The 12,352-nt window shown below is 26.4% G+C and carries 11 protein-coding genes; 3 read left to right on the top strand and 8 right to left on the bottom strand.

The annotated features are described in order from the left end of the window. Positions 1-11: 11 nt before the first annotated feature. The gene (ccsA, locus tag ADFLV_RS08455) at positions 12-2,753 is read right to left on the bottom strand and encodes a cytochrome c biogenesis protein CcsA (protein WP_129010640.1); all 2,742 of its coding nucleotides are present in this window, start codon (positions 2,751-2,753) and stop codon (positions 12-14) included. A 132-nt stretch (positions 2,754-2,885) separates the two neighbouring features. Here ccsA and cmoB point away from each other — a divergent pair, with 132 nt between their 5' ends. After that, a complete protein-coding gene (gene cmoB, locus ADFLV_RS08450; protein ID WP_014474338.1) occupies positions 2,886-3,800 on the top strand; it encodes a tRNA 5-methoxyuridine(34)/uridine 5-oxyacetic acid(34) synthase CmoB in 915 nt (304 codons plus the stop codon). 22 nt (positions 3,801-3,822) lie between these two features. Here the strand turns inward: cmoB and ADFLV_RS08445 are convergent, their stop codons facing one another. The 3 genes from ADFLV_RS08445 to ADFLV_RS08435 are packed head-to-tail and all read right to left on the bottom strand — an operon-like array spanning position 3,823 to position 6,315. Further along, positions 3,823-4,797 (bottom strand): GGDEF domain-containing protein, encoded by a 975-nt coding sequence (locus ADFLV_RS08445; protein WP_014474337.1) that lies wholly within the window; start codon positions 4,795-4,797, stop codon positions 3,823-3,825. Positions 4,798-4,805: 8 nt separating this feature from the next. Further along, positions 4,806-5,708, bottom strand: coding sequence for a GGDEF domain-containing protein (locus ADFLV_RS08440; protein WP_014474336.1), 903 nt, complete (start codon positions 5,706-5,708; stop codon positions 4,806-4,808). A 13-nt stretch (positions 5,709-5,721) separates the two neighbouring features. Further along, positions 5,722-6,315 carry an MBL fold metallo-hydrolase gene (locus tag ADFLV_RS08435; RefSeq protein ID WP_014474335.1) on the bottom strand — a complete coding sequence of 198 codons (594 nt, stop codon included), beginning with the start codon at positions 6,313-6,315 and terminating at the stop codon, positions 5,722-5,724. A 53-nt stretch (positions 6,316-6,368) separates the two neighbouring features. On the opposite strand from ADFLV_RS08435, the gene ADFLV_RS08430 reads away from it, so the two are divergent. Both ADFLV_RS08430 and ADFLV_RS08425 read left to right on the top strand, forming a co-directional pair. Continuing rightward, positions 6,369-7,190: a ferritin-like domain-containing protein gene (locus ADFLV_RS08430; protein ID WP_129010641.1), complete on the top strand. Its 822-nt coding sequence runs from the start codon at positions 6,369-6,371 to the stop codon at positions 7,188-7,190. Next, the gene (locus ADFLV_RS08425) at positions 7,187-7,858 is read left to right on the top strand and encodes a hypothetical protein (RefSeq protein WP_129010642.1); all 672 of its coding nucleotides are present in this window, start codon (positions 7,187-7,189) and stop codon (positions 7,856-7,858) included. The genes ADFLV_RS08430 and ADFLV_RS08425 overlap by 4 nt, the downstream gene beginning before the upstream one ends. Here the strand turns inward: ADFLV_RS08425 and ADFLV_RS08420 are convergent. The 4 genes from ADFLV_RS08420 to ADFLV_RS08405 are packed head-to-tail and all read right to left on the bottom strand — an operon-like array spanning position 7,855 to position 12,224. Further along, complete coding sequence (locus ADFLV_RS08420) at positions 7,855-8,448, bottom strand: hypothetical protein (protein WP_014474332.1); 594 nt, start codon at positions 8,446-8,448, stop codon at positions 7,855-7,857. The genes ADFLV_RS08425 and ADFLV_RS08420 overlap by 4 nt on opposite strands. 21 nt (positions 8,449-8,469) lie before the next feature. Next, positions 8,470-9,687 carry a tryptophan synthase subunit beta gene (gene trpB / locus ADFLV_RS08415; protein WP_129010643.1) on the bottom strand — a complete coding sequence of 406 codons (1,218 nt, stop codon included), beginning with the start codon at positions 9,685-9,687 and terminating at the stop codon, positions 8,470-8,472. A 31-nt stretch (positions 9,688-9,718) separates the two neighbouring features. After that, positions 9,719-10,837, bottom strand: coding sequence for a molecular chaperone DnaJ (dnaJ, locus tag ADFLV_RS08410; protein ID WP_129010645.1), 1,119 nt, complete (start codon positions 10,835-10,837; stop codon positions 9,719-9,721). Between the two features lie 52 nt (positions 10,838-10,889). Then, on the bottom strand, positions 10,890-12,224 hold the full coding sequence (locus ADFLV_RS08405; RefSeq protein WP_014474329.1) for an MATE family efflux transporter: 1,335 nt from the start codon (positions 12,222-12,224) through the stop codon (positions 10,890-10,892). Between the last annotated feature and the right edge of the window lie 128 nt (positions 12,225-12,352).

Below are 12,352 nucleotides of genomic sequence, written 5' to 3'. Positions count from 1 at the left end.
CCTCAAATTTTTTAGATAGTTTCTTTTAAATCTCTATTTCTGAATGCAAGTATAATAGTAATAATTGCAATAGAAACAGTTATATAAGCCCAAACTGGAATTGGAACAGGATCTCCTGTTGCATAAGAGTGCATTCCAGATAGATAGAAGTTAACTCCTACATAAGTCATAATTATTGAACTAAATCCTAAAAGTGAAGCTGTAGCTAATGCATAAGGTGTATTTAATGATTTAACAAATCTTAAATGAAGTACAATTGCATAAACAACAATTGATACATAAGCCCAAGTCTCTTTAGGATCCCATCCCCAATATCTTCCCCATGATTCATTTGCCCAAACACCACCAAGGAAATTTCCAATTGTAACAGCAGCAAGACCAATAATTAAAGCAATTTCATTAATTGCAGAAATATGTTTGATTATTGGATCAAGGTGAGGTTTTCTTTTTCTAAAGATGAACATAACTAAAGTTAAGAAACCTAATATTGCTCCTAATCCAAAGAATCCGTATGAAGCTGTTAAAATAGAAACGTGAATAGTTAACCAGTATGATTTTAATACAGGAACTAAGTTTGTGATTTGTGGGTCAACATCTGTTAAGTGAGCTGTAAACATGAAAATCCCAGCGATAATAACAGCTGCTCCTAAAGCTAAAAGTGATTTTCTAAAGAAAATAACTCCTGCAAATACAGCAGACCAAGAAATATAAACTAAAGTTTCGTAAATATTTGACCAAGGTGCATGACCTGAAAGAACCCATCTATAACCCATTCCAAATGTTTGTAATGCAAATAATATTGCTAAAACAACAAAAAATGATTTAGTAATTTTTTCAAATTTAAATTCTGGTTTAAATATAATCATAAGTGCAACAACAAGCATTACGAAACCAAGAAGCATATAAGCTAAAGTTAATTTAAAGAAAATATCTATCTTATTAAATAATATTTCAGCATCAATTTTTGATTTTGGAAGCATTACATCAGCTCCAACTCTTTCTTGATATAAAGAAATCATATTTATAAAATTATCAGCATCTTCCCATTTATTTTCAACAATTGCATTTATCAATCCTCTTGTTATTGTTTCAACAGCAGCTTGATTTTGTCCTGTGAAGTTTTGCATTGCTTCTAATGGAGAATACCATTTAAAATTATCATCTTGATTATTTGTATCTTTTACTTTAGGATAGATATTTAGTAGTGAACCATTAAATACAGAATACATAATATTTAATTTTTCATCAAGTTTTATAATATCCTTTTCGTAAGTTCCTCTTTCAATTGGTTTTGTTTGTAGAGCTTTTTCAGCTTCTGCTGCTAATAAATATTCTCCATCTTTAAATACCTCTGAAAAAGCAATATATTTTTCATTTACATCAACACCTAAAAACTTTTTAAGTTTTGGAGTTTGAATTTTAATTATTTTCACATCTTTCCAAACATCAGGTTTAGATAACATTCCAATTACTAATTGATCAGCTGTCATTCCTAAAAAAGTAGCTCTTCCACTTAATTTTTGTATTATTTCTCTATCTAATGTTGCTAATGGCTTCATTCTTCCACCATTACTTTGCACAACTAAATGACCAAATTTATCAGCTGTTTGTAAAGATTCATCTTTTAATTTATTTAAATAATCAACAGTTAATTTTGAATTATCAACTTCAGGTTGATTTTCAGCTGCTTGTAAAGAATTTGTCGCAAATGTACATGCAATAGCAATTGCAAGTGCAGCAATATTTTTACTACTTACAAATTTAGTTAATTTCCAAAATCTTGATTTTTTATCAAAGAAATTTAAAAGTAATCCAAGTGTTAATAAAAAATATCCTAAATAAGTTGGCCATTTTCCTGGGTCATTATTTACAGATAAAACTGTTCCTGTTTCATCAGGGAAATATGAACTTTGGAAAAATAAGAAATTTCCTTCACTTAAAGTTCTATTCATAAAAATTCTATAGTCATAAGATTTTCCATCCTCTTTTATTACTGTAACTTCAGATGCATATGAAGAAGGAGACATACTTCCTGGATATCTATCAAGTTGAAAGTCATTTAATTTAATAGAAAAAGGTAAATCAACAATTTTTGAACCATAACCTAAAGTTACTTTTAAATCACCAAATTGTATATCCCTTGGAATAGGAGCTTGTCCTCTAATTCCTGGCAATCTTAATTCCTGTTTTTCTCCATTATAAGTAACTTCTACAGTTGTTAATCCCATTTTAGCACCATTTTTTTTCACAAACATATAATCTTTATAGTTTACTTCTAAAGATTTATCTCCAAAATGAATAACATGAGAAAATTTATTTAATTCAGGAAATAAAGATGTAAACTCTTTTTGATATTCTTGATAATAAATTTTTTCACCATCTTTTATAGTAACTTGTAAATAAGGTTCAAGAGAAAGCATTTGATTCTCTGTTTTACCTTCTGGTATTTGCATAATACCCTCATATCCAATATATCTAGTAATTCCAGCACCAATTAAAATGATAACAAAAGATGAGTGAAAAATGAATCTAGCTTTATTTCTCCACATTTTGTATTTAAAAATTATTCCAACTAAATTGATTGCAGTTAATACAAGAATTGTTTCATACCAAAGGTTATTATAAACCAAAACTCTAGCTGAAGAAGTACCAAAATCATTTTCAATAAATGTAGCAACTCCTGCGCCAATTGCTAATAAAGCAAGTAATATAAGTGTAGTCTTAAACGAGAATAAGACATTTGTAAGCTTCAAAAAATATCCTTTTAATTTTAGTTTTGTCGATTATATTAATAAGAGGTTAACTTAGCGTTAATGAAATGTCAATTTTCTGTTATACTTATTAATTTAAGATGGAATTTTATCTTAAAAATTTATAATTACACCATGAATTTAGAAATATTACAAAATAAAAAACAAGAATGTCGTACTTGGAAAAATGTTGAACCTTGGTATTTGCAGCTTCAAGAAGCTTGTAAAATAAAAAAATCAGATTTGAAAATAGATTATGGTGATTGGTTTAGTGTAGGAAAAAGAGAAGATTTAACAAATGACGAATATGAAGTTATAGTTAAAACAGCTAAAAAATTAATCCCTTGGAGAAAAGGTCCTTTTAATGTTTTTGGTTTAGAAATAGATAGTGAATGGCAAAGTAATATTAAATACAATCTTATACGTCCTTTTTTTAATCTAAAAGATAAAATTGTTGCTGACATTGGTTGTAACAATGGTTATTATATGTTTAGAATGCTTGAAGACAAACCTAAAAGATTAATTGGTTTTGATCCATCACCTTTAACTTTACATCAATTTGAGTTTATAAATCATTTTGTGAAATCAGAAATAATCTATGAAATGCTAGGAGTTGAGCATTTAGAATTTTATAATCATAAATTTGATTTTATTTTTATGCTTGGAGTCTTATATCATAGACCAGACCCAGTTGGAACTTTAAAATCATTAGCAAGAGGATTAAATAGTAAAGGTGAAATTTTAATTGATACTTTTATGATAGATGGCGAAGATGAGATTTGTTTGACACCAAATAAAAGATATTCAAAAATTCCAAATATCTATTTTATTCCAACAATTCCTGCACTTAAAAATTGGTTAGAAAGAGCAGGATTCGAAGATATCGAAATTCTTGCTACAACAGTTACAACATCCGAAGAACAGAGAAAAACAGAATGGTCTTTTGATCAAAGTTTAGAAGATTTTTTAGATGAAAATGATAATACAAAAACTGTTGAAGGATATCCAGCACCCAAAAGAGTTTATGTAAAAGCTAAAAAAGTTTTATAAAAAATATGAAAGATACTAAAGATTAAAATAAATCAATAGTATCTTCTGCACTTAAATCACTAAATTTAAATAGTTGACTTCTCCCTTTATTCTTTGCTTCGTATAAAGCAATATCTGCATTTTTTATACAATCTGTTATTGTAATATCAGAGTTTATTTTGTAGATTTCAAATCCGATACATATAGTCTTTTTTAATGTTTGTTTTGTTTGTTCATTAACAAGAATATCAATTTGTGCAAAATCTGATATTATTTTTTTTGCTAATTCACAAGCTTGATATTCATTTGCATTATTTAAAATAGAAACTAAAAACTCATCTCCATTTAATCTTCCAACCATATCAAATTCATTTATATTTGAGTGAATTACTTTTGCAAGTTCGATTAAAACTCTATCTGCAACATCATAATCAAATTCATCAATTACTGCTTTAAAATGGTCAATTCCTATCATCAAAAAGTAAATTTCATCTTGTTTATTATTTGAAAGTCTAAGATGCGTTGTTAAATTTTCGATTAAATAATTTCTATTGTAAACATTTGTAACTGAATCTAAAGATGAAGAATCTATAAAGTTCTTCTTTAAAATTGCACTTTGAACCATAGGTGAAATTTGAAAGAAAGCAGCTTCAATAACTGAATATTTTTCTTCTAAAATTTTAAAATGTACTTTTGAAGTTGCACAAAAAGAGACAGTTGCATTTAAACTTGTATGTGTATTTATTATAAAAAAATGAGATAAATCATCATCTAGATAAAATTCTTCACCTTTTACTAAAATCTCTTCTTTTGTATTTTTATTTATGTCAAAAAGTGAGAATACCATATTATCTATATTAAATTCTTTGTTTAACCAAGAAAATATATCCTCTGCTAGCTGTTTTATATTTGTAGCATATTGAAGTTGTTCATGTAGGCTAAAAATACTAACTAAAGATTTATACGCATCTTCATTTGTAGCAGATAATTTTATTAATTCAAGAATCTTATTTTTCATATTTCTACCTAAAAAAAATCTATTTTATTTGTATCTTCTTCATTAAAGAGAAAAACTTGTCCTCGCCCTCTATTTCTAGCTTCATATAGAGCAATATCAGATTTTTTTATTATTTCATCTATTGTTGTTGCATCATCAGGATAGATAGAAATTCCACCACAAATAGTTTTCATTAAAGTCTGTTTAGTCTCTTCATTTATCACAACTTTTTCTTTGCTAAAGTTATTAATAAGTTTTTCAGCAATGAGTATAGCATTGTTTTCATTAATTATATTTAATAAAATAACTAGAAATTCATCATTAGAAATTTTAATAACTAAATCAGATTCTCTAACACTATTTTTTAAAGTTTGTGCTAAAACTTTTAGAACTTTATCTCCAATTTCATAATCAAATTCATCAATTACTGCTTTGAATTGATCAATACCAATTTTAATAAAAGCAATTTTTTTCTGCTCTCTATTTGATAAACTTAATAAATTTCCAACATAATTATTTAAATAACAACGATTATAAGAGCCAGTTACATGGTCAACTAAAGACATTTCATTTAAAGTTTTTTCCATATATTTGTTATATAAAGATTGAGAAAATATTTGTAAAGACAATTTTATGAAACCAAGATTTTCTTTTATTGAAGTATATTCTTCTTCATTTTCAGATAAAAAGTTAAAAATAATTTCTGTATCACAATTTTGTTTGAATTCTAATGTGTTTACAAAATAGTTTATATTAGAGTTCGAACAATTGAATAAATTATCAATTGAATCATTTTTTTTAATATTTATAGTTAGAAAATTTATATTATGGTGTAATCTTAAATAATCAAAAATATTTAAACAACTTTTTTCTAAATCAGAAAGTTTTAATTTTTCATTCTCATTTATTATCGTCTCACAAGATAGGTTCATAAGCTAAGCCTTTTTATATATGTCTTTCCCATTGTTTTAGAGTTTGAATTTCATTTTTTAATGTTGTTTTATCTCCATGACCTGGATAAATATGAAAATCTTCATTCCATTGTAAAATTTTATTTAAACTTCGTTTCATTAACATAGCATTTGAGTTAGGAAAATCAAATCTTCCAATAGTTCCTTTAAAAATAAAATCACCTGTAAATAAATGTTTACCTATTTGTAAAGCACTACAACCTGGTGTATGACCTGGAAAATGGTGAAATTTTATTTTAATACCTTGAATTTCTATTTCTTCATCAGGATTTACTAAAATATCTGCATAAGATGGTGGCATACCCATTCCATATGGATCTAAAGTTAGCATAAATTCATCATCTTTTGGAGTATATAATTTTATATTATAGTTTTCTTTTACTGCTTGATTTGACCAAATATGATCAAAATGTCCATGTGTATTTAAAACAGCAATTGGATTTTTTACATTTGATTTTATCCATGAAAGCGCATTAACCCCTGGATCTATAATAATATCTTTCCCATCTATTGTTACAATATAACAATTTGTTTGATAATCACCCATTGGTTGAACTTTTATATCCATTTTAAACCTTACTTTGCTAAAATTGCTTGATTATATCAAAAAAGAGGTTATTTATGGATTATTTTTATACACTTGAAAAAGTTTTATTGACATGTGAGCCAAAAATTAAAATTGAGAAATTTAAAAGTTTCTATGAAAATTTTTTAAATAATACCCTTTCTTTTGATAATTCTTATGAAGTTCCTATTTTAGATAAACCTTCATATTCTGATTTTTTAGAGATTATTAAACCAACTGCTTTACCTCCTATTAAAAATTTTAAATCTATAGAAGGTAAAAAATATCTAGTTCATACAATTTTACATATAGAATATTCTGCAATTGATTTAGCTTTAGATGCAGCTTTAAGATATAAAAATATGCCAGTTGAATATTATAAAGATTGGTTGGAAGTTGCAGATGATGAAATAAGGCATTTTTTAATGCTTGAAGAGTTAATGCATGAACTTGGCGGAGTTTATGGAGATTTTCCTGTTCATAAAAATCTTTTTGAAGCAATGGAGCAAACACCTGATTTTTTAAGAAGAATGGCAGCAGTTCCTAGATATCTCGAAGCAAATGGACTTGATCAAAATCCCAAAATTATGGAAAAATTAAACTCAAATAGAGATGAATTTAATATAAAATTTATTGAAGCATTAAGAGTTATTTTAGAAGAAGAAGTAAGTCATGTAAAAAAAGGTGATTTTTGGTTTAAATATGAGTGTGAAAGACTAAATTTGGAACCAGAATCTACATATATAAAAATCATTGAAGAAGTTTTTCCAGGAAGTACAAATAGAAAAATGGACTTAAATTTCACTGCAAGAAAAGAAGCAGGTTTTTCTTGTAATGAACTAAAAATTTTATCAAAAAGAGAGGATTGCAACGAATGATTAGCTCAAATTATGATATTTTACTTTCAACAATTCAAAAATCAGATGCAGTAATAAAACAAGAAGTAGATAGTTTTTTAAATAAGCTTGTTTCTTCATCTTCAACAAATAATACAAATTCAATAGTTAGAACTAATGATTTAACTTATGAAAATATAAATGGTATAACTTTAGAAGAAATAGATACTCTATTTGAAAATGAAGATGATAAGAATATGGCAAGAAATTTAAGACTAGCAACACTTTTTTCAAGTGATGAAAACCTATCAAAAGCTTTATTTAATACAGTTTTAGGACAACCTTTTAATTTAGGTTATACATTCTTAACAGATAGATATAATGACAAAAATATATTTTTAAGTTCAAATAGTAGTGGTTCATTATTTGATTTATTAGAAAGTTCAATTACAAATAAAATAAATAATACTCAAACAAATTCAACTGATGTAATATCACAAGATAAATTAGATGAGATATTAACAAAAGTTAATTCATTTGATTTTTTGAGTGCTTTATCAAGTAGTTCAAAAAAAGGTTATGATAAGTATAAAAATGAAAAAAACGATTATTCATTTTTATACAATGATTATAATTTAAAATATCAAGAATTAATTTACAAATATCAAGATTTAGAAAATTACAATAAAAACTTAATCAAACAATTTTAATAAATATTTATTGTAAGATTAAGCTTTAAATGATCATTTTCATTTGTAACATTTAAACTAGAACCAATTCTATGTTTAGAAAGTTCACCTTCAATAGTTTGTAAAATATGCCAAAATTTTTCATTAAATGGCATTTCAAGTTTTTTTATTTTATGTTCTATAATTATTTCAACGATAGTTTGAATACAATGAAAATAAAATATTTTATTTTTTGCTCTTTGTATTTTATAGTTTCTCATTAATTTTAGATTTGAAATATATACATATTTTTCAATTTCTGATAATGAAGTTCTATTTTCTACTTCTTTTTCTTCATTGTCTAAATGTATTAAGTATGAAGAAATTTCTTTGTTCATAGTCTTTTCTAAATTTGGGTGAAATTTTAGAAGAATAGTTAATACTTCATTTGAAGATAAATTTTTATGGTTTATTTGATTAGAATATATTTTTTTATCTTCATATGGATGATTAATAGAATTTAAAATGTCAATAGCAAAAGTTAAATATACAAATTTATCTTCTTTCCCATTTTTAAAGAAAATTCCCCTTTCATCTATAATAGGTTTCGCACCTGCATATTCAACTTTCATTATCTTTCCCCTTGTATTATATTAAAATTTTGAGTTTGGAATAGGGTAGTTATTAATAACAAAATCAATATCTTTATCCCCTCGACCACTAAGACTTACTAAAATAGTTTTTTCTTTATCCAATGTTTTTGCTAGTTTCATCGCAAATCCAATAGCATGAGCTGATTCAAGTGCTGGAATGATTCCTTCAAGTTGAGATAACTTGTAAAATGCTTCAACAGCTTCATTATCGTCACAAAGTCCAACTTTACTTCTTCCTGATTCTTTTAAATAAGCATGTTCAGGTCCAACACTTGGATAATCAATCCCACTTCCAATTGAGTAAACAGGCGCAGGATTTCCATCTTTGTCTTTTAACATTATAGAGTTAAATCCGTGCATAACTCCTTCTTCTCCATAAGTTAAAGATGCTGAGTGTTCTCCAATGTTTTCACCTTTCCCTAAAGGCTCAACACCATAAAGTTCAACTTCTTTATCATCAATAAATCCAGAAAAAATTCCCATAGCATTACTTCCACCACCAATACAAGCAGCAACTGCATCTGGAAGTTTTCCTTCATGTTCTAAAAATTGTTCACGTGATTCTAGTCCAATTATACTTTGGAAATCTCTAACCATCATAGGAAATGGATGAGGACCTACAACAGAACCAATACAATAAATAGAATTTTTAGTATCAGCTAAATATGCTTCAAAAGCAGAATCAACAGCTTCTTTTAACGTTTTTAGTCCATGAGTTGCTGGAATTACTTTTGCTCCAAGAATTTTCATTCTAACTACATTTGGATGTTCTTTTGCAATATCAACTTCACCCATATGAATTTCACACTCTAAACCAAAATAAGCAGCAGCAGTTGCCAATGCAACACCGTGTTGTCCTGCACCTGTTTCAGCTATTACTTTTTTCTTTCCAAGATGTTTAGCAAGTATAACTTCAGCCATACAGTGGTTTAATTTATGAGCTCCTGTGTGATTTAAATCTTCTCTTTTTAGATAGATTTTTGCTCCTCCACAAAAGTTAGTTAAATTTTTTGCAAAAGATACGGGAGTAGGTCTTCCTTGATAATGTTTTCTTACATATTTTAATTCTTCTATAAATTTAGGAGAATTTTTTAACTCTTCATAAGCTTTTTTAATTTCTTCAAAAGGTTTTTCTAATTCAGGAGGAATAAATGAACCTCCAAATTTACCAAAAAAACCATTAGCATCAGGCATACTTTCTAAATATGATTTATTCATTTATTTTCCCTTGAGTATTTTTATAAAATTTTTATGAAAACCATTTCTTAACTTTGTCAAACATAGATTCAAATGTTGATTCATGAGGTTTACTTTCTATTCCAAAACTATCTTGAAGTTTTTCTAAAAGCTCTTTTTGTTCACTATTTAAAGCTTTTGGATATTCGATTTTTATTTGTACTACTAAATCACCTTTTCCATATCCTTGAACAGATTTTACACCTTCACCTTTGAAAGTGAATTGTTGTTTATCTTTAGCACCTTTTGGAATTTCAAGTTCTAATTTTCCTCTTAAGCCTGGAACAGTTATTTTTCCACCTAGTGCAACTTGAGTAAAGAAAATTGGTGCTTCAAAATAAATATCATCATCATGTCTAACAAAATGAGAATCCTCTTTTACTTTAACTTGAAGATATAAATCACCACGACTTCCATCAGGAGCAATATTTCCTTTATTTGAAACTCTAATTCTCATTCCATCGTTTACACCTTCTGGAATATCAACTTTAAATGTATCTTTTACTTCATCATATCCTGTTCCACCACAAGATTTACAAGAATCTGATGCAGCTTGACCTGTTCCTCCACATTTTGGACAAGTTTGAGCAAAAGTCATAAATCCTTGTCTTGAATGTACTTGCCCATGTCCATTACACATAGAACAAGTAGACATTTTACCATCTTTTGCACCTGTTCCTTTACAAGATTTACAAGCAGTTTTATATTTATAACTTATATCTTTTTTACAACCAAATACTGCTTCATTAAACTCAAGTTTAACCTCAATAGTAACGTCTAAATTGTAGTTATATGATTTTTTTTGTTTTCTGCCTCTTGAACTAGAACCAAATCCAAACATCTCTTCAAAAACAGAACTTAAATCTTCAAATCCACCAGAAAAACCACTACTTCTTTGCCCATGACCTTCAAGCCCAGCTTTCCCATATCTATCATAAATAGCTCTTTTTTCTTCATCGCTTAATACTTGATAAGCTTCATTTATAGCTTTGAATTTTTCTTCAGCTTCATTATCACCTGGATTTTTGTCAGGATGATATTTCATAGCCATTTGTCTATAAGCTTTTTTGATTGTGCTTTTATCAGAACTTTTACTAACTTCTAGTAATTCATAATAATCAATCTCAGTCAATTTCTATCTCCCTTAAAAAATATAATAAATTTAATGTAAGCCGTGATTTTATCTAAAGGTTAATAAATCTTAAATGAATTAGATTTGGGTTATTTTTCATAAAAATTTTTATTGCAATTAAAAAAGTAATAAATTCAGAAACACTAAGTGCCATAAATATCCCAATATTCCCAAATATAGAAGATAAAATAAAAATTGCTGAAATTGGTAAAACAAGACTTCTTAATATAGCAATAAAAGCTGAAAGTGATGCTTTTTGAATTGAAGTTAAATATGAAGTTATCAAAATATTTAAACCTGAAAATAGAAAAGCAGGCCAAGCATAAGTAATAAATTCTAAAGTAATTTTTCTTGTTTCTTGTTCTGAATCTTTTAAAAATAGGTTTATTAAAATTTCAGGTATTGTTAGAATTAAAATAGTCATTAATAATTCTATTAATAAAATTGAAATAGAAGCAATTTTAAAAAAACTTTTCATTCTATTAAAATTTCGTGCACCATAATTTTTACTAAAGATTGGTTGCATAGAGTCTGAAATAGCAAAACTCAATAAAATACTAATCATTATAAGATAACCAATAATTGTATAAGAAGCAACTCCTTGTGTACCAAAATTTTTGAGCATTATATAGTTAAAAACTAAAACAGTAATTCCTATTGATGATTCATTTATAAATTCTGAAAAACCATTTTTTAATGTATTAATAATATTAAACCAGCTTCCTTTTGGTTTTATTAGTTTTAAACTTGTTTTTTTTGAAAAAAAATGAGGAATTAAAATAACAATAATTATGACATAAGATATTCCTGTTGCATATGCTGCACCACTTAAGCCAAAATCAAATTTAACAATAAATAAATAATCTAAAATTATGTTTGTTAAAGCACTTAAAAATAGAGCTAAAAATGATAAAGTAGGGTTCTCATCAACTCTTACAAAATAGTCTAAAACTATTGCTGTCATCAAAAAAGGTAAAAAAAACAGAATAATAGGAAGATATAATAATGTTTCTTCTTTTAAAATATTTTCAACTTTAAATAAGTTAAAAAAAGTTTCAAGATTAAAATATATTAATAAACAAAGGAAAATACCAATTATAGAAATTGAAATAATTGATTTTGTAAAAATATTTGAAATTTCATCTTTTTTATTTTCTCCCATTAATTTTCCTACTATTACAGAACTACCTACTGAAAACATTAAAGCAAATCCAAAAAGTATAGTTAGCATTGGATGAGAAATATTAATTGCAGCCAAGCCAATAGAACCTACATAATTACCTATAAAATATCCATCAACAATACTAGCAGATGAAATAGCTAAAAGGCTTAAAATAGAAGGAATAGCGTATTTGAAAAATAAAATAAGTGGTTTAGTATCTAACATAAAAAGTCTTTTAAATTTTTTGAAAAAATAATAATTTTTGAAATGATGCCAAAGAATGTATTAAAGTATGATTTTCAAATAAAGTATATCTTAATAAAATTTATTAAAAATCTTAGATATAATCTGCG

This window comes from Arcobacter defluvii, assembly GCF_013201725.1.
GTDB classification, from domain to species: Bacteria; Campylobacterota; Campylobacteria; order Campylobacterales; family Arcobacteraceae; genus Aliarcobacter; species Aliarcobacter defluvii.
Note: the sequence above shows the minus strand (reverse complement) of the source record. Positions and strands in the feature narration are given on the sequence as shown.

Excerpts from the sequence above, each read along its gene's own strand:
- cmoB (WP_014474338.1), top strand. The coding sequence starts at position 2,886 with ATGAATTTAGAAATATTACAAAATAAAAAACAAGAATGTCGTACTTGG.
- ADFLV_RS08420 (WP_014474332.1), bottom strand. The coding sequence starts at position 8,448 with ATGAAAGTTGAATATGCAGGTGCGAAACCTATTATAGATGAAAGGGGA.
- ADFLV_RS08405 (WP_014474329.1), bottom strand. The coding sequence starts at position 12,224 with ATGTTAGATACTAAACCACTTATTTTATTTTTCAAATACGCTATTCCT.
- ADFLV_RS08425 (WP_129010642.1), top strand. The coding sequence starts at position 7,187 with ATGATTAGCTCAAATTATGATATTTTACTTTCAACAATTCAAAAATCA.
- ADFLV_RS08440 (WP_014474336.1), bottom strand. The coding sequence starts at position 5,708 with ATGAACCTATCTTGTGAGACGATAATAAATGAGAATGAAAAATTAAAA.
- ADFLV_RS08435 (WP_014474335.1), bottom strand. The coding sequence starts at position 6,315 with ATGGATATAAAAGTTCAACCAATGGGTGATTATCAAACAAATTGTTAT.
- trpB (WP_129010643.1), bottom strand. The coding sequence starts at position 9,687 with ATGAATAAATCATATTTAGAAAGTATGCCTGATGCTAATGGTTTTTTT.
- ADFLV_RS08430 (WP_129010641.1), top strand. The coding sequence starts at position 6,369 with ATGGATTATTTTTATACACTTGAAAAAGTTTTATTGACATGTGAGCCA.
- ADFLV_RS08445 (WP_014474337.1), bottom strand. The coding sequence starts at position 4,797 with ATGAAAAATAAGATTCTTGAATTAATAAAATTATCTGCTACAAATGAA.